Source organism: Streptomyces flavalbus (assembly GCF_042674625.1).
Lineage (GTDB): Bacteria > Actinomycetota > Actinomycetes > Streptomycetales > Streptomycetaceae > Streptomyces > Streptomyces flavalbus.
Genome location: NZ_JBHTEB010000001.1, coordinates 3,337,306 through 3,359,432 on the forward strand (window position 1 = coordinate 3,337,306; position 22,127 = coordinate 3,359,432).

General features: G+C 72.5%; 17 protein-coding genes, 1 tRNA gene and 3 pseudogenes. 14 read left to right on the forward strand and 7 right to left on the reverse strand.

The features are described 5' to 3' along the window. The first annotated feature begins 16 nt into the window (after window positions 1-16). On the forward strand, window positions 17-388 hold the full coding sequence (locus ACFQZ6_RS14825; protein ID WP_381608627.1) for a DUF485 domain-containing protein: 372 nt from the start codon (window positions 17-19) through the stop codon (window positions 386-388). Then, the gene (locus ACFQZ6_RS14830; protein WP_381608631.1) at window positions 385-1,995 is read left to right on the forward strand and encodes a sodium/solute symporter; all 1,611 of its coding nucleotides are present in this window, start codon (window positions 385-387) and stop codon (window positions 1,993-1,995) included. The genes ACFQZ6_RS14825 and ACFQZ6_RS14830 overlap by 4 nt, the downstream gene beginning before the upstream one ends. 63 nt (window positions 1,996-2,058) lie before the next feature. Here ACFQZ6_RS14830 and ACFQZ6_RS14835 read toward each other — a convergent pair whose 3' ends face one another. From ACFQZ6_RS14835 to ACFQZ6_RS14845, 3 genes are all read right to left on the reverse strand, one after another. Next, window positions 2,059-2,949 (reverse strand): cellulose-binding protein, encoded by an 891-nt coding sequence (locus ACFQZ6_RS14835; RefSeq protein WP_381608634.1) that lies wholly within the window; start codon window positions 2,947-2,949, stop codon window positions 2,059-2,061. 167 nt (window positions 2,950-3,116) lie between these two features. Continuing rightward, window positions 3,117-5,855 (reverse strand): SUKH-4 family immunity protein, encoded by a 2,739-nt coding sequence (locus tag ACFQZ6_RS14840; RefSeq protein ID WP_381608637.1) that lies wholly within the window; start codon window positions 5,853-5,855, stop codon window positions 3,117-3,119. A gap of 7 nt (window positions 5,856-5,862) precedes the next feature. Then, complete coding sequence (locus tag ACFQZ6_RS14845; RefSeq protein WP_381608640.1) at window positions 5,863-6,888, reverse strand: SMI1/KNR4 family protein; 1,026 nt, start codon at window positions 6,886-6,888, stop codon at window positions 5,863-5,865. 364 nt (window positions 6,889-7,252) lie between these two features. Here ACFQZ6_RS14845 and ACFQZ6_RS14850 point away from each other — a divergent pair, with 364 nt between their 5' ends. Beyond that, window positions 7,253-7,768: a YwqJ-related putative deaminase gene (locus tag ACFQZ6_RS14850; RefSeq protein WP_381608643.1), complete on the forward strand. Its 516-nt coding sequence runs from the start codon at window positions 7,253-7,255 to the stop codon at window positions 7,766-7,768. A gap of 72 nt (window positions 7,769-7,840) precedes the next feature. Beyond that, a complete protein-coding gene (locus ACFQZ6_RS14855) occupies window positions 7,841-8,335 on the forward strand; it encodes an SUKH-3 domain-containing protein (RefSeq protein ID WP_381608646.1) in 495 nt (164 codons plus the stop codon). Between the two features lie 168 nt (window positions 8,336-8,503). On the opposite strand, the gene ACFQZ6_RS14860 is transcribed toward ACFQZ6_RS14855, so the two are convergent. Then, a complete protein-coding gene (locus tag ACFQZ6_RS14860; protein ID WP_381608649.1) occupies window positions 8,504-9,829 on the reverse strand; it encodes a sensor histidine kinase in 1,326 nt (441 codons plus the stop codon). A gap of 172 nt (window positions 9,830-10,001) precedes the next feature. Here ACFQZ6_RS14860 and ACFQZ6_RS14865 point away from each other — a divergent pair. From ACFQZ6_RS14865 to ACFQZ6_RS14900, 8 genes and pseudogenes are all read left to right on the forward strand, one after another. Further along, window positions 10,002-10,577: pseudogene (locus tag ACFQZ6_RS14865) on the forward strand (hypothetical protein). 6 nt (window positions 10,578-10,583) lie between these two features. Beyond that, window positions 10,584-10,654 (forward strand) — tRNA-Gln (locus tag ACFQZ6_RS14870). A gap of 125 nt (window positions 10,655-10,779) precedes the next feature. Beyond that, window positions 10,780-12,227, forward strand: a pseudogene (glmU, locus tag ACFQZ6_RS14875) (bifunctional UDP-N-acetylglucosamine diphosphorylase/glucosamine-1-phosphate N-acetyltransferase GlmU). Between the two features lie 134 nt (window positions 12,228-12,361). Further along, entirely contained in the window at window positions 12,362-13,342 is a 981-nt protein-coding gene (locus ACFQZ6_RS14880) for a ribose-phosphate diphosphokinase (RefSeq protein ID WP_381608651.1), read from the forward strand. Between the two features lie 215 nt (window positions 13,343-13,557). Continuing rightward, complete coding sequence (locus ACFQZ6_RS14885; protein WP_381608654.1) at window positions 13,558-14,160, forward strand: 50S ribosomal protein L25/general stress protein Ctc; 603 nt, start codon at window positions 13,558-13,560, stop codon at window positions 14,158-14,160. Window positions 14,161-14,240: 80 nt separating this feature from the next. Beyond that, complete coding sequence (gene pth, locus ACFQZ6_RS14890) at window positions 14,241-14,843, forward strand: aminoacyl-tRNA hydrolase (RefSeq protein ID WP_381608657.1); 603 nt, start codon at window positions 14,241-14,243, stop codon at window positions 14,841-14,843. Window positions 14,844-14,908: 65 nt separating this feature from the next. Continuing rightward, window positions 14,909-15,397 carry a hypothetical protein gene (locus ACFQZ6_RS14895; RefSeq protein ID WP_381608660.1) on the forward strand — a complete coding sequence of 163 codons (489 nt, stop codon included), beginning with the start codon at window positions 14,909-14,911 and terminating at the stop codon, window positions 15,395-15,397. A 136-nt stretch (window positions 15,398-15,533) separates the two neighbouring features. Beyond that, a complete protein-coding gene (locus ACFQZ6_RS14900) occupies window positions 15,534-16,295 on the forward strand; it encodes an LPXTG cell wall anchor domain-containing protein (protein WP_381608663.1) in 762 nt (253 codons plus the stop codon). Between the two features lie 86 nt (window positions 16,296-16,381). Here ACFQZ6_RS14900 and ppc read toward each other — a convergent pair whose 3' ends face one another. Beyond that, window positions 16,382-19,114, reverse strand: a complete 2,733-nt coding sequence (ppc, locus tag ACFQZ6_RS14905) for a phosphoenolpyruvate carboxylase (RefSeq protein WP_381608666.1) — start codon at window positions 19,112-19,114, stop codon at window positions 16,382-16,384. Between the two features lie 300 nt (window positions 19,115-19,414). On the opposite strand from ppc, the gene ACFQZ6_RS14910 reads away from it, so the two are divergent. Then, window positions 19,415-20,422 (forward strand): acyl-CoA desaturase, encoded by a 1,008-nt coding sequence (locus ACFQZ6_RS14910; RefSeq protein ID WP_381608669.1) that lies wholly within the window; start codon window positions 19,415-19,417, stop codon window positions 20,420-20,422. Next, on the forward strand, window positions 20,419-21,096 hold the full coding sequence (locus ACFQZ6_RS14915) for a TetR family transcriptional regulator (RefSeq protein WP_381608672.1): 678 nt from the start codon (window positions 20,419-20,421) through the stop codon (window positions 21,094-21,096). The genes ACFQZ6_RS14910 and ACFQZ6_RS14915 overlap by 4 nt, the downstream gene beginning before the upstream one ends. 39 nt (window positions 21,097-21,135) lie before the next feature. Here ACFQZ6_RS14915 and ACFQZ6_RS14920 read toward each other — a convergent pair. Beyond that, window positions 21,136-21,264 (reverse strand): annotated as a pseudogene (locus ACFQZ6_RS14920) (glyoxalase); the annotation flags it as partial. Then, on the reverse strand, window positions 21,261-22,067 hold the full coding sequence (locus ACFQZ6_RS14925; RefSeq protein WP_381608676.1) for a trans-aconitate 2-methyltransferase: 807 nt from the start codon (window positions 22,065-22,067) through the stop codon (window positions 21,261-21,263). The pseudogene ACFQZ6_RS14920 and the gene ACFQZ6_RS14925, both read right to left, overlap by 4 nt. Window positions 22,068-22,127 lie beyond the last annotated feature (60 nt).

Sequence of the window (22,127 nt, forward strand, 5' to 3'; positions counted from 1 at the left end):
CGCAAGGAGCACCGGGATGTCCCACGGATTCCCCCCAGCCCGTCCGCCCGTCCCCGAGCATCCGCCGCTCGGCCACCACAGCGACCTGCGGGTGCTGCGGACCGCCTACCGGCGGCAGCGCCGGGTCGCCACGTTCGCCGCCCTGGGGTACTTCACCCTCTTCCTCGCCCTGTCCGCGTTCGCGCCGTCCGCCCTGGCCGGTGCCGTCGTCGACGGGGTGCCGGTCGGGCTGCTGCTCGCGCTGGCCCAACTGCCGGTCACCTGGCTGGCGATCGGCCTGTACGAGTCCACCGCCCGGCGGCGCGTGGACCCCCTCGCCCGGCTGATCCGGCGGCAGGCCGAGGTGGACGCCCGGCGTGCCGGTCACGGGGGAGTCGCGGCTCGATGACCGGGTTCAGCGACTCCGGCCAGGCCATGTCCCTGGTCGCCTTCACCGCCGTCGCCACCCTCACGCTGCTGCTGTGCGTGATGACCGGGCCCGACCGCGACGACCTCGACGAGTTCTACACCGGGTACGGCTCGCTGTCCCCGATGCGCAACGGGCTCGCCATCGCCGGTGACTACATCTCCGCCGCCAGCGTCCTCGGCACCGGCGGGGTCATCGCGCTCTACGGCTACGACGGGATCGTGCTCGCGCTGAGCACCGCGCTGTCCCTGCTGCTGCTGATGTTCCTGCTGGCCGAACCGCTGCGCAACGCGGGCCGGTTCACCATGGGCGACGCCTTCGCCCGCCGGATGCCGGGGCGCGCGGCGCGGATCGCGGCGTGCGCGGTGACGCTGGCCGCGCTGCTGCCGCTGATGCTGGTGCAGCTCGCGGGCACCGGGCAACTCCTCGCGTTCATCCTGGGGTTCAGTGGCGACGAGCTGAAGACCGGCGTCATCATCGGCGTCGGCGCGCTGATGATCTCGTACGCGGCGATCGGTGGGATGAAGGGTACGGCGCTGATCCAGATCCTGAAGATCGTGCTGCTGCTCGGTTCCGGTGCCGTCGTCGCCGCGCTGGTGCTGGCCCGGTTCGACTGGAGCCCGGGCGCCCTGTTCGGCGCGGCCGCCGCGCGCAGCGGGGTCGGGGACGCCTTCCTGCGCCCCGGTCTTGAGTTCCAGGCGGGACCCGCGCCCGGGCTTGACATGATCAGCTCACAGTTGGCGGTCGTGCTCGGCGGCGCCTGCCTGCCGCACGTCACCATGCGCATGTACACCGCCTCCAGCGCCCGGCAGGTGCGGCGCTCGATGTCCTGGGCGGTCTGCTGCGTGACGCTGTTCGTGCTGGTCATCACCGTGGTCGGCTTCGGCGCCACCGCCCTGATCGGGCGCGAGCCGGTCGCCGCAGCCGACCCGCAGGGCAACACCGCCTACCTGCTGGGCTCCCGCGCCGTGTTCGGCGCCGAGGTGTCCACCGCGGAGACGTTCCTGTTCACCACGGTCACCACCGCGATCTTCCTCACCGTGCTCGCCTCCGTCGCGGGCATGATCCTCGCCTGCGCCAACACCCTCGCGCACGACGTGTTCGCCGCCCGGGTCCGGGAGATGACCGCGCGGCGCGAGATGACCCTCGCCCGCCTCTCCGCCCTCGCCGTCGGCGTCCCGGCGATCCTGCTCGCCACGCTCGTCCAGCACCGCAGCCTGCAACCGCTGGTCACGGTCTCCTTCTGCATCGGCGCCTCGGCCCTCGCGCCCGCCCTGGTCTACAGCCTCTTCTGGCGCCGCTACACCCGCACCGGCCTGCTGGCCACCCTCGTCGGCGGCACCCTCGCCGTCCTCGCGCTGATGCCGGGCACCAACCTCGTCTCCGGCTCCCCGCACGCCGCGTTCCCCGAGGCCGACTTCAACTTCTTCCCCTTCACCACCACCGGCCTCGTCACCATCCCGCTCGGCTTCGCCCTCGGCTGGCTGGGCACGGTCCTCTCCGGCCGCCGCAAGGCCGACGAACAACGCCGCCAGTACGAGGCCGTGGAGGGCTGGATCCTGGCGGGCGCGACCCGCCGGGGGCGGTAGGGGCGGCGGGGCAGCAGGGGGCCGGAGACGCGAGGCGCGGCGAAGGGAGAGGGGGACGGTGGGTCACTCCGCGGGCGCGTGACCGCCCGTCAGCGCCACGAGGCTGCTGCGTACGTGGTCCATGTGGGCCTGTACGTCGTCCCAGCGCTCCCCGTGCTCCCGCAGCACCCGCTCCGTCTCGCGGGCGACGCGCTCGGCGTGGGCGCGGGCCTCGCGGAGGATCTCCTCGGCACGCGCGTCCGCCTCCTCCTGCCCCCGGCGGGCGGACGCCTCCGCGTCGGCGAGGCCCCGCTCGGCCTCCGCCAGCGCGGCCTCGGCCCGCGTCACCGCCTCGGCGTGGCGCTCGTCGAGCGCGGCGGCGCGCTCGACGGCCTCCCGCTCCACCGCCGCCCACCGCTCGGCGTGCGCCTTCTCCTGCTCCGCGAGGAGCGCTTCGACCCCCTGCCGCGCCTCCCGCGACGCCGCCAGCGCCTCCGCGCGCCGTTCCTTCACCTCACGCCGGGCGTCGACCCGGATCTCGTCGGACTCCGCCCGCGCCGAGAGCAGCCGCTGACGGGCGTGCTCCTCGGCGTCGGCGCGCACTGTGTCGGCGTACTCCCGGGCCTCGCCCAGCACGCCGTCCGCCCACTCCCGCGCCCGCGCCAACTCCTCGCGCCCCGCGGTCCGCGCGCGCTCCCGGACGTCGGCCGCCTCCTCCTCCCCGAGCAGGAACAGACGGTGGGCGCGCTCCCCGAGCGACTCGTACGTCTGCGGCCTGAGCCGGGCGACCGTCTCGCGCAGCTCCGCCGCCTCCTCGTCCATCTCGCGGGCGAGGACGGTGAGCCGGGCGGCCCGTTCCCACGCCGCGTCCCGGTCGGCGGAGAGCGCCGCGGTGAAGGCGTCCACCTGTTCGGGCCGGTAGCCACGCCCCCGGACGGTCGTGAACCCATAGGGCGGCATCGATGCGCTGGTCACCCTGGAACCCCTCTCCACCGGCCACACGAAAAATGTCTATTTCGCGCACATCTTGATGGATCAGAGGGAAGTGTTCATAACGCGACACTCCGCCTATAAGTTACGCACACAAAAGGGCCGGACCCGGTCACACGACCAGGTCCGGCCCTTGCAGCGGCCAGGCTGCCCTACAGCAGCCCGTCCCACATCTGCTCAAGGAGCACCGACCACCAGCTCTCCGGCGAGCTGAGCGCCGCCGGGTCGAGCGCCGCGAGCTGGGCCTGGAAGTCCACCGTCCAGCGGCCCGCCTGCTCCTGGTTCAGCCCGTACCGCAGCCGCCACATCCGCCCGAGCAGCGCCAGGCACCGCGCGAACTCCGGCAGCCCGGTGTTCACGAACTGCGGCGGCACCGGCGCCCCGCCCGGACCGGCCTCCACCAGCACGGCCACGATGTGCGCGGTGCCGTACTGCACACAGAGCGCCTTGCCGAAGTCACTGCCCATCACGAGGTACGACCCCGCGTCCGGCGCGGGCCGCACCCCGCGCTCGGCGGCCAGTTCCGCCAGCGTCGGCACCGGCCGCCCCGGCTGGGCCTGCGCCCAGAAGAACGGGCCCATGTCCAACGGCAGCCCCGCCACCATCAGCGTGTGCGCCACGACCGGCGGCACGCCCTGCCGGGACACCGCCGCCTGCTCGAACCGGAACACGCCCGGCCCGAACGCCGCCGCCAGCTCCTGCGCCACGCCCTCCGGCGGCACCGGCGGCACGGGCTGCACCGGCGGCAACGGCGCCCGCACCGGCGCGGGGCGCGCCGGGCCGTCGGCGACCTGGTGCAACTCGCCCTGGTGGGCGAGCAGTTGCCGCATCCCCTGCTGACGGCTCGCGTGGTCCGTGCCGTACGGCGCGATCGAGGTGATGCGTGCCTGCGGCCACTGCTCCCGGATCATCCGCGCGCAGTAGGCGCCCGGCAGCTCGCACGACTCCAGCTCCGTGTGCAGCTCCAGGACCTGGTCCGGGGGCACGTTCATGGCGCGCAGCTCGTGGAAGATCTGCCACTCCGGGTGCGGCGTGCCCGGCGCGGAACGCCGGATGAGCTGCTGCTCGGAACCGTCCTGCGCGCGGTAGCGCAGCACCGCCTGGTAGCCGGGGCCGACGGTGGGCTGCCCGACGGGCGGCTGCGGGTAGCCGTACGCCGGGGGCGGACCACCGGGGACGGGGCCACCCGGGCCGGGCGGCGGGGGCGGCGGGGGTGCGGCGGGGCCGCCGACCGGGGGTGCGGACAGCATCGTCTCGGCGTGGTGCACGGCACCGTGCGGACCGCCAGCGGAGGCGCCGGGGGCGCCTGGGGCGCCGGGCGGCTGGGGTGCGCCGGGGGTGCCCGGGGCGCCGGGTGGCTGGGGCGCGCCTGGAACGCCGGGTGCGGCGGGGGGCTGGGGTGCGCCCGGGGCCCCTACGCCGCCAGGGCCGGGGTTGGCCAGCATCGTGGCCGCGTGGTGCACGTTCCCGGGCGGGGTGCCGGTACCGCCGGGCGGGCCCGGAGGGGTCGGGGTGCCCGGGGGAGGCGGCGGCGTACCGGGGCCGTCAGGGCCCAGCGACGACACCAACTGCGTGGGCACGTACGCCCCACCCGAACCGCCCGCGCTGCCCGGTGCCCCGGGCGGCGACGGCGGCGGCGGAGTAGCGCCCCCGGCCCGCGCACCCGGCGCACCGGGCGCACCCGGCGGGGGCGGCGGCGCCATGCCCCCACCCCGGCGGGGCGGAGGCGCGGCCTTGCTGGTCGCGGCGTCGGCGATGTCCCCGGCGTGCGGCGGAAGGGGCCGCTCCGGGGCGACGGCGGGGGGTGTCGGGGGCGGCGTCGGCCCAGGACCCGGCGCGCCGGGCATCCCCGGGGCACCCGGAGGCGGCGTCTGCCCGACACCCGGGGCACCCGGGGGAGGCGTCTGCCCCGCACCCGGCATCCCCGGCGCACCCGGGGGCGGCGTCTGCCCGGCCCCGGGAGCACCCGCCATCCCCGGAGGCGGCGTCTGCCCAGCCCCCGGCGCACCCGGCATCCCCGGCGCAGGCGCCTGACCGGCACCCGGCATCCCCGGAGGCGGCGTCTGCCCAGCCCCCGGCGCACCCGGCATCCCCGGCGCAGGCGCCTGACCGGCACCCGGCATCCCCGGAGGCGGCGTCTGCCCAGCCCCCGGCGCGCCGGGTACCACCGGCGCCACGGCCGTGGGCGGCAACTGGCTCCCCCCGGACATCAGCGCCGTCGGCGCCTCCGGCGGCGTACCCCCGCTGCCCACACCACCCCGCGGCCCCGCACCGGCACCCGCACCGGCACCCACGCCCGCACCCGCGTCCGCCTCGCTCAACTGCGGCGCGTACACCGTCTCCGGCAACGGCACGGAACGGTCCTCACCGGCATCCCCGTTGGTGTCGGTCCCCGCCCACGGCGTGGCCCCCGCGGGCGCCCCCGGCAGCCCGGCGTCGTCGCCACCCCCGGCGGCGGGCCACGGAGTGGCCCCACTGGCCGAACCGGACGGCTCCGGCTCCCGCCGGTCCGGGATACCCATCCGGTCCGCCGCCTCCTGGAGCCACTCCGGCGGAGTCAGCAGGAACGACGTCTGGTTGAGGTCCACCCGGGCCGGAGGCGCGGGCGGCGCGTCGGCCACGGCGTCCGCCTGACCGCCGTACTCCTCCTCATAGCGGCGGATCACCTCACCCACCGGCAGCGACGGCCACAGCGTGGCCTCCCCGCTGTCCCGGGCGATCACCAGCCGCTGCGTACCGCCGTCCGAACGCGGCCCGTCGGCACGGTCCTCGGCCCACACCACGAACCCGAGCCCGAACTCCCGCACCCGCACCTCCCGGTGCTGGTACGACGGCACGTCCCCGTTGATCCACTCCTCGGCGCGCTCCTGCGCCTGCGCGAAGGTCACCATGGCCAGCTCACTCCCCCACCGAAGAAGACGCCACCGGCACCGCCCGCGCGAAACCGCCGTCCACCATCAGGTTCGCCACCGTGTCCAACTCCGGCGGGGAACCGGCCAGTCGGGACAGGAACGTGTCGAAGTCGTCCCCGCACGGCAGCAGCAGCCGCGCCACCCGCTCGGCGGGCGGCACCGACGGATCGACGTCCCGCGCGTCGTCGTACGCGCAGAACCACACCGAACCGGCCCGCTCACCCCGCACCTTCACCGCGAGCAGCCCGCCCTGGATGAACGCCACCCCCAGGTAGTCCTTCGTCAGGTGGTCCCGCAGGCACTTGTTGACGTAGACGAGGTCGTTGACCGCCGCCTCCTCCCGCACCGTGAAGAACGGCTGGTCGATCAGCAGCCCCAGGTCGGCGTCGAGCGCCGTCCCCACCGGCGCGCAACCGCCCGCCGCCTTCAGGAACGAGCGGTAGGCGCCCGGCAGCCGGTAGCCCAGGTCCTCCTCCACGCCCAGCACCTGCGCCTCCGTCACCGCCACCGACGCCTTCGGCAGCCCGAAGTGCGCGGGCCGGGTCTCCTGGAGCGGACGCGTGCCCCGCTTGCCGTGGTCGACGGCCGCCGTCGCGATACCGCCGTGGTGCCGCAGCAGCGCCTTCACCTCGACCGGCACCAGCTCAAGGCGCCGCGTCCCGGCCACGTGGTGCCACGTCCAGCCGTGCGGCGTCGCCACCGCAGGGACCGTGTCCCACAGCTCGTGCCCCGACGCCGCCAGCGCCGCGTTGGCCGAGACGTAGTCCGTCAACCGCAGCTCGTCGACGCCGAACCCCTCCGGGGGCTCCGCGATCTCCGCCGCCGCGCGCGCGTAGGGCGAGAAGTCGGGATAGCCGCGCTCGTCCACCCGCACCCCTCGCGGATGACGCGACGCCCGCACCGGATCCGGGAAGTGCACGACCTGCCCGGCATAGGCCGCGTTCGGCGGCGCGGCGTGTCCCCCGGCCTGGCGGCCGGGAGGTTCCCCCAGCCCGAGCCGACCTGTCGTCATGGCGGTTGCCCCCTGCGGCACTCTGGTACGGCCCGCGACGACCGCCCTCGGCCGTCACGCCCCGTATCGACTTCCGATCTCCCACGTCTCTTCCACGCCCGGGACCCGGCGGTTGCACCGTTCCCCGGCCGCGACGCGTTGCCCGCGCAAGCGCGGTGCCCGACAGCCTATGCGGTACGACCCCACCGGTCACCGGCGCCGGTGGCCACCCCCGCCGCGACCGCCCCGCCACCGTGACCAGCCGTCACCCCACCGTGACGCACTGCCCCGACCGGGCGTGTCGCGGCGCCCCAGCTTCCGCACCAGCCACGCCATTTGGCACTCTGTGTCAGCCGGGGGGATGCACTGGAGGGGAAAAACGATCATGAACGGGACACAGACGGGGCCGCACACCAGCGGATCCGGCGACCCGCGCATCGGCTGGAGCGCCAACGAGGCGCCCGCACCGCCTACGCTGCGTCACCGCCGCGACGGCATACTCCCCACCGTCGCCGCCGCCCTCTCCGTCCGCGGCGCCACCCTCACCGGCACCGCCGCCCGCGGCGACCAGCCGCCCGCCCTGCACCCCCTCGTACAGGACTTCCTCGACACCCTCACCAGCGCCCAACGCGACCGTTACACCGGCCGCTGCGCCGAGACCATCCTCATCTCCCGGCACATCGCCGCCGCCGACGCCGCCCGCAGCAAACGCGCCGCGCGCAAACCCATGACCAACGGCGAGGCCCGCAAGGCCCTCAAGCAGGCCAAGCTCACCGCCCGCCGCATCCGCGAGGACGGCGACCCGCTGCACGGCAGCTACGCCGCGCCCTGCCGCGCCTGCGCCGCCCTCAGCGCCCACTTCGGCGTCCGCGTCGTCGACCCCACGCCGACCGCCGACTGAACGCCCGTACGCCAGCAGCCGTACCCCTCACCGCACGAGCCGCACCCACCCGCACACACGATCGAAGGGCAGATGCACACCGACCGCACGTCATCCACCCGCTTCCCCGTCCCCGTCGACGCCGCCCTGCGCGCGGCGGGCTGGCAGCCCGGACGCTGGGACATCAAGCAGGCGGAGATCTGGGCCGACACCCTGCGCGAACACACCTCACCCGCCGGACACCGGCACGCCGTCTTCCCGGCCGCCGTCGAGGCGTGGGCCGAGTTCGGCGGCCTGCACATCACCCCGACCGGCCCCGGCCGCCAGCTCGCCCCCACCGCCGTCCACCTCGACCCGCTGCACGGCCTGCACCTCGCCCGCACCCTCGGCGACCTCGGCCGCGCCCTCGACACCGAGGTCAGCCCCCTCGGCACCGAACCCGACTCCGAGGCACTCCTCGCCATCGACGCCGAAGGCCGCGCCTACGCCCTGGACCACACCGGCGACTGGTACCTCGGCCCCACCATCGACCAGGCCCTCACCACCCTGGTCACGGGCCTGGAGCCAGTACGCCTCACAGCGGCCTGAGCCCTCCCGACGAACGGGGCCGCTACGACGCCGACGGACGGGCTGCTACGACCCTGGAGGGCGGGGCCGCCACGACCCCGGAAGGCGAGGCCGCCACGACCCCGACAGCGCGGGGCCGCCACCACGCCGGAAGGCGAGGCCGCCACGACCCCCCGACGAACGGGGCCGCTACGACGCCGGAATCACCGCCGACACCCGGAACCCCCCGGCGTCCGTCGGCCCGGACACGAACACCCCGCCCAGCGCCGCGACCCGCTCCTTCATCCCCACCAGCCCGTTCCCGCCGGACGGCAGCCGCGCCGACGACGCCGACGCGCCGTCCGGCGGCGGCTCGTTCTCCACCTGCATCGCGATCTCCGCCGCGCGGTGCGCGAGCCGCACGTACGTCTTCGCGCCCGCCGCGTGCTTGTGGACGTTCGTCAGCGCCTCCTGCACCACCCGGAACGCCGTCTGCTCCACCTCGGGCGCGTACTCCCGCGCCTCCCCCACCACCGACAGGTCCACGGCCATGCCCGCCGCCGCCGACTGCCCGATCAACTCGTCCAACTCCGACAGACAGGGCCCGTCACTCTCCTCGGCGACCCGGGACGCGGCAGCCGCGGCGGCCACCCCGACCGCGGCCAACGGCACCGAGTCCGCGCCGGGACCGCGCGCGGGCCGCTGCGCCGCCCCGTCCGAACTGCGCAGCACCCCCAGCATCTCCCGCAGCTCGGTCAACGCCTGCCGCCCCATGTCCCCCACCAGCGCGGCGTTCTTCACCGCCTTCTCCGGGTCCTTCCGCGCCACCGCCTGCAACGCCGCCGCGTGCACCACCATCAGACTCACCCGGTGCGCGACGACGTCGTGCATCTCCCGCGCGATCCGCGTCCGCTCCTCGTTGCGCGCCCACTCGGCCCGCTCCTCGGCCCGCTCCGCCAGCAACTGCAGCTCCCGCTCCAGGCTGTCCGCCCGCTCCCGCAGGCTCTCCATCAGCCGCCGCCGCGCCCCGACGTACATCCCGAGCAGCACGGGAGGCGCGGTCACCCCCAGCGAAGCGGTAATCGAAATAAAGGGGACGAACCAGTCCCCGCCGATCTCGTACTCCCCCCGGGTCATCCCCTGCTGGGCCCGCACGAACGTCACGATCAGCGTCCCCACGAGGGACATCCCGGCCAGCGAGGCGATGATCCGGCGGGGCAGCTCGGAGGCGGCGAGCGTGTAGAGGCCGACGATGCTCATCAGGAAGCCCATCTGGGCGGGCGCGATCGCGATGGCGACGAGCACGACGGCGATCGGCCACTGCCGCCGCACCAGCAGCACGGACCCGGCGAGCACCCCGAAGACGACCCCCACCGCCACCGGAATCCCGGCGTCCCCCGCGAACTTGACCCCCTCGGCCCCACACTCGGCCGCCGACAGCAGCGCGAGCCCCCCGTCGAGCACGGCACCACGCCGCCGCTCCCACCACAACGGCCCTCCCCGGGCCGTCACGTCCTCTTCCCCCGTCGCGGTCATGCCTCCAGCCTACGATCGCCCGCCACCCGTTTTCCGGCGACTTCCGCAAGCGATACGTCGCGATAGCCCTCGAACAGGTGAACCCCTCGGCATCCAGCCCCGGAACCGGGCATTCCTCCCGGACGGTATGCCCATGGCACATTCATAGAACAAGTACGCCGACTTCGAGGGGCTGCGCGAACAGGCCGTCGCCCTGCGCCGCGCGGGCCTCAGCCGCCGCCAGATCCGCGACCGGCTCCACGTCGACAACAACGACCTCCTCAACCGCCTCCTGGAGGGCGAGCCGCCCCACGGGAGATCGGGGCGATGCCTGACCGAGAGCTGCTGATCGCCGGCGTCGCCCTCTACTGGGCCGAAGGCACCAAGGACAAGCCTCACGCCCGCCGCGAGCAAGTCATCTTCGTCAACAGTGATCCCAACGTCATCCGCCTCCACCTGGCCTGGCTCAACCTGCTCGGCATCGAGCAGCGGCGCATCCGTTACCGGGTCATGATCCACGAGTCGGCTGACACGGAAGCCGCTGAAGAGTTCTGGGCGGAGGTGGTCCAGGTGGACCGGACCACCTTCGGCAAGACGACACTGAAGCGCCACAACCCCCAAGACGGCGCGCCTGGACACCGGTGACACCTACCACGGGTGTCTGGTTGTCACGATCTTGCAGAGCGCTGAGTTGTACCGTCGCATCGAGGGCTGGTGGTGCGGCATAGTAGGTGCTGCTTCCGCGACCGATGCAGGAAATCGGACATAGCGGTAATCCCGGGTCGTCTAAGGGCAAGACGTCAGATTTTGGTTCTGATCATGGGGGTTCGAGTCCTCCCCCGGGAGCATTTCGCAGGTTCGGGCCCTGACTGGCACAGTCCAGTCAGGGCCCGCTCCCATGTCACCCCCAAGTCCCCCCGGTATCCTGCGCATGTCACCCCACCCCATCCCAAAAGCCGAAGGGCAACCCCGTGAGCGCCATTCGCCCGGCAGCCGTCGTCGTTCTCGCAGCGGGTGAGGGCACCCGTATGAAGTCGGCCACACCCAAGGTCCTGCACGAGATCTGTGGTCGGTCCCTGGTGGGACATGTGCTGGCCGCGGCCGGTGAGCTGGAGCCGGAGCACCTGGTCGTCGTGGTCGGGCACGCGCGGGAGCAGGTGACCGCGCACCTCGCGGAGGCCGCGCCCGGCGTCCGCACCGCCGTGCAGGCCGAGCAGAACGGGACCGGGCACGCCGTACGGATGGCCCTGGAGGAGCTGGGCGGCGCGGTCGAGGGGACCGTCGTCGTCGTGTGCGGGGACACTCCCCTTCTCACCGGGGAGACCCTCGCGCGGCTCGCCGCGACGCACGGCGGCGACGGGAACGCCGTGACCGTGCTGACCGCCGAGGTGCCGGACGCCACCGGGTACGGGCGGATCGTGCGGGACGACGCCACCGGTGCCGTCACCGAGATCGTCGAGCACAAGGACGCCACCGACGCGCAGCGGGCGATCCGGGAGATCAACTCCGGGGTGTTCGCGTTCGACGGGCGGCTGCTGGCGGACGCGCTGGGGAAGGTCCGTACGGACAACAGTCAGGGCGAGGAGTACCTGACGGACGTGCTCGGCATCCTGCGGGAGGCCGGGCACCGGGTCGGGGCGTGCGTCGCCGCCGACCACCGGGAGATCGCCGGGATCAACAACCGGGTGCAGTTGGCGGAGGCCCGCCGCATCCTCAACGACCGGCTGCTGACCGCCGCCATGCTCGCGGGCGTGACCGTCATCGACCCGGCGACGACCTTCGTCGACGTCACCGTCACCTTCGAGCAGGACGCCGTCGTGCACCCGGGGACCCAGCTCCTCGGGGTCACGCACCTGGCGGAGGGCGCCGAGGTCGGGCCCAACTCCCGGCTCAGGGACACCCGTGTCGGCGCGGGGGCCGGGTGGACAACACGGTCGCGGACGGGGCGGACGTCGGCCCGCGGGCCAGCGTGGGGCCGTACGCCTATCTGCGGCCGGGGGCCCGGCTCGGGGTGAAGTCGAAGGTCGGGACGTTCGTCGAGATCAAGAACACCTCGGTCGGCGAGGGCACGAAGGTGCCGCACCTGTCGTACGTCGGGGACGCGACGATCGGGGAGTACACCAACATCGGTGCCGCGAGCGTGTTCGTGAACTATGACGGGGAGCACAAGCACCACACCACCGTGGGCTCCCACTGCAAGACGGGTGCCGACAACATGTTTGTGGCGCCTGTCACGGTCGGGGACGGCGCGTACACCGCCGCCGGGTCGGTGATCACGCGTGACGTGCCGTCCGGTTCGCTGGCCGTGGCCCGTGGCCAGCAGCGGAATATCGAGGGTTGGGTGGCTCGCAAGCGTCCGGGGAGCGCGGCGGCGAAGGCGGCCGAGGCGGCGTCCCGGGAGTCGGACGGCGAAGGCTGACCGGAAACGGGTGCGTCTGGGACGGCGTACCGTGATAAGTGCACAACCGCACCCCACCAGCTAAGACGGCCTCCGGCCCGCCGCCGGTCCGCCGTGTCGACATCTAGCTGCGACACCTCTGAGGAGACAGTGCTGTGACCGGGATCAAGACGACCGGCGAGAAGAAGATGATGTTCTTCTCCGGCCGCGCCCACCCCGTGCTTGCCGAGGAAATCGCCCACCAGCTGGGTGTCGGGGTCGTCCCGACGAAGGCCTTCGACTTCGCCAACGGCGAGATCTACGTGCGGTACCAGGAGTCCGCGCGCGGTGCGGACTGCTTCGTGATCCAGAGCCACACGGCTCCGATCAACCAGTGGATCATGGAGCAGTTGATCATGATCGACGCGCTGAAGCGGGCGTCGGCCCGCTCCATCACGGTCATCGTGCCGTTCTACGGTTACGCGCGGCAGGACAAGAAGCACCGTGGCCGTGAACCGATTTCGGCCCGTCTGATCGCGGATCTGATGAAGACGTCAGGTGCGGACCGGATTCTGGCGGTGGACCTGCACACCGATCAGATCCAGGGCTTCTTCGACGGTCCGGTGGACCACCTGTTCGCGCTGCCGCTGCTCGCGGACTACGTGGGCGCGAAGGTGGACCGGGACAAGCTGACGGTGGTCTCGCCGGACGCGGGCCGGGTGCGGGTGGCCGACCGCTGGTGTGACCGGCTGGGCGCGCCGCTGGCGATCGTGCACAAGCGGCGGGACAAGGACGTGGCGAACCAGGTCACCGTGCACGAGGTCGTGGGTGATGTGGAGGGCCGTATCTGCGTCCTGGTGGACGACATGATCGACACCGGTGGCACGATCTGCGCCGCGGCGGACGCGCTGTTCGCGCACGGCGCGGAGGACGTGATCGTGACGGCGACGCACGGTGTGCTGTCGGGTCCGGCGGCGGACCGGCTGAAGAACTCGCGGGTGAGCGAGTTCGTGTTCACCAACACCCTGCCGACGCCGGGCGAGGTGGCGAACGACCTCGACAAGATCAAGGTCCTGTCGATCGCCCCGACGATCGCGCGCGCGGTGCGCGAGGTCTTCGAGGACGGCTCGGTGACGAGCCTGTTCGACGAGCAGTGAGACACCGCTAGCGCGCTGTCTGCTTGGTCGATCTGCTTGATCGATTTTTCTGCGGCCTTCCGCGCCGAGTATCCTGCTGGGGTTGCTCGGCGAGGGAGGCCGTGGTCCGTGTGTGGCACGGATGTACGGCGGTCCGTTATCGACGCGCTCTTCGTAGCAGGCCGTTCGTGGCCGGGTGACCCCGTCCGTTACTGGTTTTTCTACGAGGAGTGATCATGTCCGAGGTGAAGCTGTCCGCCGAGACCCGCACCGAGTTCGGCAAGGGCGCCGCCCGCCGTATCCGTCGCGCCGACAAGGTTCCCGGTGTGCTGTACGGCCACGGTTCCGACCCGCTGCACCTGACCCTGCCGGGTCACGAGCTGCTGCTGGCGCTGCGTACCCCGAACGTGCTGATCTCGCTGGACATCGACGGCAAGCAGAACGAGCTGGCGATCCCGAAGGCCGTGCAGCGCGACGCGATCAAGGGCTTCCTGGAGCACGTCGACCTGCTGCTGGTGAAGCGCGGCGAGAAGGTCAACGTCGAGATCCCGGTCGTGGCCGAGGGCGAGCTGGCGGCGGGTGGCAACCTGCTGGAGCACGTGCTGAACGCGCTGCCGGTCGAGGCCGAGGCCACGCACATCCCGGAGCAGGTCACGGTGTCGGTGGAGGGCCTGGAGGCCGGTGCCTCCGTCCTGGCCAAGGACATCACCCTGCCGAACGGTGTCACGCTGGCCGTCGAGGAGGACGCGGTGGTCCTCCAGGTGCTGGCCGCGCAGGCCGAGGAGGCCCCGGAGGGTGCCGAGGCCGAGGGTGAGGGCGAGGCTCCCGCCGAGGCCTGATCCGTACCCGTACGTCGTTTCGTCAGCCGCTGTTCCGCCCGTGCCGGGTGGGGCAGCGGCTGGCGCGTATCCGAGGAGAGATGGACGTGACGACCGATGCCGGTGCCCCGTGGCTGATCGTGGGGCTGGGCAATCCGGGGCCGGAGTACGCCGGGAACCGGCACAACGTGGGCTTCATGGTGGCGGATCTGCTGGCGGAGCGGATCGGGGGCCGGTTCAAGCGGGCGGGCCGGGCGCAGGCGCAGGTCGTGGAGGGCCGGATCGGTCCGCCGGGGCCGGGGAACCGGCGGGTGGTGCTGGCGAAGCCGATGTCGTACATGAACCTGTCGGGTGGGCCGGTGAACGCGCTGCGGGACTTCTACAAGGTGCCACTGGCGCGGGTGGTGGCCGTGCATGACGAGTTGGACATCGACTACGGGACGCTGCGGCTGAAGCTGGGCGGCGGGGACAACGGGCACAACGGCCTGAAGTCGATGACGAAGGCGATGGGCGCGGAGTACCACCGGGCGCGGTTCGGGATCGGGCGTCCGCCGGGGCGGATGCCGGTGGCGGACTTCGTGCTGAAGGACTTCTCGTCGGCGGAGCGCAAGGAGTTGGACTACTTCGTGGACCGGGCGGCGGACGCGGTGGAGTGTCTGGTGATCGAGGGTCTGGAGCGGGCGCAGAGTACGTACAACTCGTGACTTGCCCCTTTGCTCCACCCTGTTCGAGTTGACTCCTCGCGCAGGCATGGCCAAGGATTTCGGCCATGCCTACCGCCGTCATGTCGAGCCAGGGCGCCGCCACCGCGCTGCGGTTCGGACGGCTCGCGGCGATGGGGGTCGTCGCGGCGCTGATCCTGACCGGGGGCGTGTGGGCGTCCTGGGGGACCGCGCAGTACGTGATGCTCACCAAGGGCCGGGAGTCCGGCACGGTGACGGTGTCGCGGTGCGACGACGGGTGGTGCCGGGGCGCGTTCACGGGGGACGGGGGCTCGGCCGCCCGGCGCGGTGAGGTGGTCGTCGAGGACTCCGTGGCCGTGGAGAAGGGCCGTACCTACGCCGTCGTGGTGAAGCCGGGCGGCGCGGAGGCGGTGCGGTCGGGTCCGGCCGGGGTGCTGTACGCGTGGGTGCCGTTGGGCGGTGCGCTGCTGCTGGCGGCGGTGGTGGTGGCGGGCGGCCTGCGGCGTACGCGGCTGGCGTGGGTGATGGCGGGGGCGGGGGCCGCGCTGCTCAGCGCCGCGTTCGTGGCGGTCTGAGGCGGGATGCCCTAATTCCACGGCTGTGGATCGTTCGAGTGTTTCCTGTTCGTGATTGACCCGCGCCCCTCTGGTGCAGGAAGCTGAGCTGCCCCCCTCACATCTTCCCCATAGGTAACAGAAGATGGGTTGACTCATGCGTACCCTCTCCCGCGCCGGTGTAATCGTCACCGCCGCGTCCTCCGCCGTCCTGCTCGCGCTGCCTGTCGCGCCCGCCTTCGCCACGGACGGCACGTACACCGTTCAGCTGCGCCAGCAGCTCCCCCGCACCGCGACCACCGATGACGGCGGCGCCCCTCAGGAGTCGCGCGACGAGTGCCCCGGTGTGCCCGACGGGCAGGACGGCTGGCACTTCGTACTGCCGGGGAACTCCACGGACTTCGTGAAGCTCACGGTGACCTTCGAGCCGGGCGGCGAGCAGGTCGTCACCAACTTCGGCCCGCCGTCCGACAAGCACGCCTACGTGTGGTCGCAGCCGGGCGCCGAGCTGACGTCCGCGGTCGCCGAGGTGCGCGGCGGTGACCTGAAGAAGTTCAACCTCTCGCACACCTGCCCCGCGGACACCACGCCGGAGAGCCCGGGCGAGTCCGAGAGCCCGGGCGAGTCCGAGACCCCGGGCGAGGAGACCGAGAGCGCGACGCCGTCCGCCTCGGCGTCCGAGAGCACGGGTACGACGGCCTCCCCGTCGCCGTCCGCCAGTGAGTCCGGTGGCGAGGTCGCCCCGGGTGCCTCCCCGTCGTCGGCGCCGTCGTCCTCGCCGTCGGCGCAGGGTGAGGACGGGAACCTGGCCGAGACCGGCAGCAGCGCCCCGGTGGGCCTGCTCTCCGGCGTCGCGGCGGTGCTCGTCGCGGCGGGCGGTTTCCTCGCGTTCCGCCGCCGGAAGGCGCAGCAGGGCTGACCCTTCCGGGTGAACCTGGATACGCCGGTGCCCCCCGTGCCCGTACGGACTCGTACGTGGCGCGGGGGGCACCGTCGTGTGCGGGGTCAGCCGGTGTTGCGCAGGCCCGCCGCGACACCGTTGACGGTGAGCAGCAGGGCGCGGGCGAGCAGCGGGTCGGCCTCGGCGCCGGAGGCGGCGGCCTCGCGCTGGCGCTTGAGCAGGGCGACCTGGAGGTAGGAGATCGGGTCGAGGTAGGCGTCGCGGATGGCGAAGGTCTGCTTCAGCACGGGCTGCGCGTCGAGCAGTTCGGTCTCGCCGGTGACGCGCAGCACCTCACGGACGGTCAGCTCGTGTTCCGTGCGGATGGTGTCGAAGATGTGCTTCAGCTCGTCGGGGACGAGGGTGTCGACGTAGTGCTGGGCGATCCGCAGGTCCGTCTTAGCGAGGGTCATCTCGACGTTGGAGATGAAGTTGCGGAAGAAGTGCCAGCGCTCGTACATCTCGTCGAGGACGGTGTCCAGGCCCGCCTCGCGCAGCGCCTTCAGCCCGGAGCCCACGCCGAACCAGCCGGGCACGATCTGCCGGGACTGGGTCCAGCCGAACACCCAGGGGATGGCGCGCAGTCCGTCGAGGGAGACGCCGGAGCCGGGGCGGCGGGAGGGCCGGGAGCCCAGGTGCAGGTCGGCGAGCTGGTCCACCGGCGTCGACGCGAGGAAGTACGTCGGCAGGTCGGGGTCCTCGACCAGTCGGCGGTAGGCGCCGTGCGCGGCGTCGGAGACGACGTCCATCGCGGCGTCCCAGCGGGCGAGGGCCTCGTCGGACTGGCGGGGCGCGGTGTGCAGGGCGGACGCCTGGAGCGTGGCCGCCACCGTCAGTTCCAGGTTCTCCCTGGCCAGCGACGGGATGAGGTACTTGTCGGAGATGACCTCGCCCTGCTCGGTGACCTTGATCTCGCCCTCCAGGGTGCCCCAGGGCTGGGCGAGGATGGCGTCGTGGGTGGGGCCGCCGCCGCGGCCGACGGTGCCGCCGCGGCCGTGGAAGAGGCGCAGCCGTACGCCGTAGCGGTGGGCGACGTCGCGCAGCCGCCGCTGCGCCCGGTGGATCTCCCACTGGCTGGTGGTGATGCCGCCGAACTTGGAGGAGTCGGAGTAGCCGAGCATGACCTCCTGAACGTCGCCGCGCAGCGCGACGAGGCGCCGGTAGGACGGGTCGGAGAGCATGTCCTCCAGGATGGTGTCGGCGGCCTTCAGCTCGTCGGTGGTCTCCAGGAGCGGCACGATGCCGATCTTCGCCCATCCGGCGTGCAGGTCGAGCAGGCCCGCCTCGCGGGCGAGGACGGCGGCGGCGAAGACGTCGTCGGCGCCCTGGCACATGGAGATGATGTACGACTCGATGACCTCGGGTCCGAAGACCGCCAGGGCCTTCTTCACGGTCTCGAAGACGCCGAGGGTCTTGGCCCCGGCGGCGTCGACGGGCGCCGGGGTCGGGGCGAGGGGCCTGCGGGAGCGCAGTTCCTTGGCGAGCAGCTTGGCGCGGTACTCGCGGGGCATGTCGGCGTACCGCCAGGACTCCTCGCCGAGCCGGTCGAAGAGCTGGCCGAGGGCGTGGTGGTGGGCGTCGGCGTGCTCGCGGACGTCGAGGGTGGCGAGCTGGAGGCCGAAGGCGGCGAGGGTGCGGATGGTGCGGGCGAGGCGGCCGTCGGCGAAGAGGCCGCCGCGGTGCTCCCTGAGCGAGGTCTGGATGATCCGCAGGTCGTGCAGGAGTTCGCTGGTGCCGAGGTAGTCGCGGCCGGGCTCGTGCGGGGTGCCCTGGGCGAGGCGCTTCTTGGTGTTGGCGAGCTTCTGGCGGACGCAGGTGGACTTCAGCCGGTAGGGCTCCTCGGCGTTGAGGCGCTTGTAGCGGGGGCTGATCTCCGGCAGCCGCTCCAGGTCGGTCTGGAGGGACTCCAGGAGTTCCTCCGTGGCGCCGGTGTAGCGGATGGAGTTGGAGAGGAAGCCGCGCAGCTCGTCGATCATCTCCAGGGCGTCGTTGATGCCGTGTTCGTGCTGGAGGATGAGGACGTCCCAGGTGACCTGGGGGGTGACGTTGGGGTTGCCGTCGCGGTCGCCGCCGATCCAGCTTCCGAAGGTGATGGGGCGGGTGTCGTCGGGGAGCTTGACGCCGACGCGCTCCAGTTCCGCGGTGAGGTCCTCCAGGACGTCGCCGACGGCGCCCGCGTGGAGTTCGTCGAGGTAGTAGATGGCGTTGCGGGCCTCGTCGGCGGGTTCGGGGCGGACGACGCGGAGTTCGTCGGTCTGCCAGACGAGGTCGATGTTCTCGGCCAGCCGGGTGTCGTGGCGGCGCCGGTCGGACTCCAGGACGGGCGTGTCGAGGAGGGCGGCGATGCGGCGCAGCTTGTTGAGGACGGAGCGGCGGGCGGCCTCGGTGGGGTGCGCGGTGAACACCGGGCGGACGTGGAGGTGCTGGACCGTCTCGCGCAGGTGTTCGGGGTCGGCGTCCTTGAGGCGGTCGGCGGTGCGGGAGAGCAGTCCGCCCTCGACGGCGCGGCGCTGGCGCAGTTCCCGGCCGCGGTGCACCTGTTCGGTGACGTTGGCGAGGTGGAAGTAGGTGGAGAACGCGCGGACCAGCTTGGCCGCGGTCTGGAGTTCGGTGCCGCGTAGCAGTTCAGCGGCGGCCTCGCCGTCCTCTCGGGTGAGACGGCGAACCTTCTCGACGAGCTCCAGCAGCTCCGGGCCCTCCTGCCGGACCAGGGTCTCTCCCAGGAGGTCACCCAGTCGGCGGATGTCGGCGCGCAGTTCGCTGCTGGTCGTCGTGGTCTGGTCGTCGGCACTGCTCACAGGTGCGGCTCCTTGCAGTGTTGAAGCTCGTCTGAAGCTCGGCTGGGAGGGAACCCGGGTGACCGTCGGGCGGCGGGCGCCGCATACGGACCGGACATCCGGGAAGTAAACAGAGCGGACCGCGCTGTCCGACCGACACCAGGATAGGCGGCGGCTGGGACGCGCAGGCTCACGGGCTCTTGCCGCCGGGCGACGCGCTGCCATACTTACGACGCCGTAGGTTACGGAACCGTAGGGAGCACCGCGCGGTTCCGCGCCCCGGCACCCGCCTCAACCCCCGATCCCACAGGGACGCCGCATATGACCACAAGCTCCGATGTGATGGAAGAAGCCCCGAAAGGGGCCGATGACACCCTGGCCCCCGCCACCCTGGGTGGTGAGCAGAAGCGTTCGGTCGAGCAGCTCGCGCTGCTGCTGTTCATCACCGTTCCGTTCCTCGCGCTGATCGCGGCCGTGCCGCTGGCGTGGGGGTGGGGGGTGAGCTGGCTGGACCTCGGTCTGCTGGTCTTCTTCTACTTCCTCGGATGCCACGGCATCACCATCGGTTTCCACCGTCACTTCACTCACGGTTCCTTCAAGGCCAAGCGGCCGTTGAAGATCGCGCTGGCCATCGCGGGTTCGATGGCGGTCGAAGGGCCGCTGGTCCGCTGGGTCGCCGACCACCGCAAGCACCACAAGTTCTCCGACGCGGAGGGTGACCCGCACTCGCCGTGGCGGTACGGCGAGACGGTCCCGGCGCTGCTGAAGGGCCTGTGGTGGGCCCATATCGCCTGGATGTTCGACGAGGAGCAGACCTCCCAGGAGAAGTACGCGCCGGACCTGATCAAGGACCCGGCACTGCGTGCGGTCTCCCGCCAGTTCGTGCTCTGGACGGTTGTGTCCCTGGCGCTGCCCGCGCTGATCGGCGGTCTGGTGACGATGTCCTGGTGGGGCGCGTTCACCGGCTTCTTCTGGGGCTCGCTGGTCCGGGTGGCCCTCCTCCACCACGTCACCTGGTCGATCAACTCCATCTGCCACGCCGTCGGCAAGCGGCCGTTCAAGTCGCGGGACCGCTCGGGCAACGTGTGGTGGCTGGCGGTGCTGTCGTGCGGGGAGTCCTGGCACAACCTGCACCACGCCGACCCGACGTCGGCGCGGCACGGTGTGGAGCGCGGTCAGATCGACTCCTCGGCCCGGCTGATCCGCTGGTTCGAGAAGCTCGGCTGGGCGTATGACGTGCGCTGGCCGTCACGCTCGCGTATCGATTCCCGCCGCAACACCGACGAAGACGGTGCCCGCCGCCGGAAGGCGACCGCCGAGGCGGCATGATTGACGGTGTGGCGACCGACTCCAGCAGCACCCCAAGCAATGAGAAGCCGCGGCGTGCGCGTCGAATCCGGATGACCGGTGCCGAGCGCCGCCAGCAGTTGCTGGAGATCGGTCGCACCCTTTTCGCCGCGAAGGGCTTCGAGGGCACGTCGGTGGAGGAGATCGCGGCGAAGGCCGGGGTGTCCAAGCCGGTGGTGTACGAGCACTTCGGCGGCAAGGAGGGGCTGTACGCGGTGGTGGTGGACCGCGAGATGCGCCGCCTCCTGGACATGGTGACCAGCTCCCTCACCGCGGGCCACCCCCGGGAGCTGTGCGAACAGGCGGCCTTCGCCCTCCTGGACTACATCGAGGAGTACACGGACGGCTTCCGCATCCTGGTCCGCGACTCCCCGATCCCCCAGTCCACGGGCTCTTTCGCGTCCCTGATCTCGGACATCGCCACCCAGGTGGAGGACATTCTCGGCCGCGAGTTCAAGAGCCGCGGCTTCGACCCCAAGCTGGCCCCCCTCTACGCCCAGGCCCTCGTCGGCATGGTCGCCCTGACCGGCCAGTGGTGGCTGGAGGTCCGCCGCCCGAAGAAGGCGGAGGTAGCCGCCCACCTGGTCAACCTGGCCTGGCACGGCCTGGACGGCCTGGAGGCGAAACCGCACCTGATAGGCCGCCGCAAGAGCTAGCCGACCTGCTCCAGGAACTCCAGGCGGTTGCCCACCGGGTCCCGTGAGGAGCAGCGGCGGTGGCTTGGGGACCTCCGTCATGCCGAGGACACCGCCGTAAAAGGCCCGCAGCCGTTCCTCGCTGCCCGGTGGGGCGGCGAGCTGGACGTGGTCGACGGCGAGGATCACCGTCCCCCCTTGCACGCCACCGCGAACACCCGGCGGAACGGGAACGGGGTGCCGTACCGGCCCGTGGGGTACGCCTCGCGCAGGGCGGTCCGGTAGTCGTCGATGAACGCCTCGCGGGCCTCCGGGTCGGCGTCGAGGGCGGCGAGGACAGGGCGCAGACCCGTGCCCTTCACCCAGTCCAGGACGGGGTCCTCCCCCGTCAGCAGATGGACGTACGTCGTCTCCCAGGCGTCCACCGTGCAGCCGAGGGCGGTGAGGTGGGCCAGGTACGCCTCGGGGGTGTGGACGGCGTCGTCGTGGCGCAGGGCCCCGGCGAGGCGGTCGCGCCAGCGGGCGGAGTCGGCCAGCTCGCGCATCAGGCGGTGGCTGGGGGCGTCGAAGTTCCCCGGCACCTGGAAGGCGAACGTGCCGCCGGGGGCCAGCGCGGCGATCCAGTCGGGGAAGCGGTCCACGTGCCCCGGCACCCACTGGAGGGTCGCGTTGCTGACGATCAGGTCGTGGGAGCCCGGCGCGGGTGTCCACGTGCGGGCGTCGGCCTCCGCGAAGGCCAGCTCGGGATGGTCGGCCCGGCCACGCGCCAGCATCGCGGGCGAGTTGTCGTAGCCGGTGATCCGGGCACCCGGCCAGCGGTCGGCCAGCAGCGCGGTGACGTTGCCGGGCCCGCAGCCCAGGTCCGCGACGACCGGCGGGTCACCGGGCAGGTCAGGGACCCGGGCCAGCAGGTCGACGAAGGGGCGGGCGCGGTGGTCGGCGTGGCGCAGGTACTGCGCGGGGTCCCAGCCGGGGACGGCGGAAGTCGTCATACGACCAGACTGACAACCCGCATATCTTGACGTCAAGAGACTTCACGTCGACACAACCAC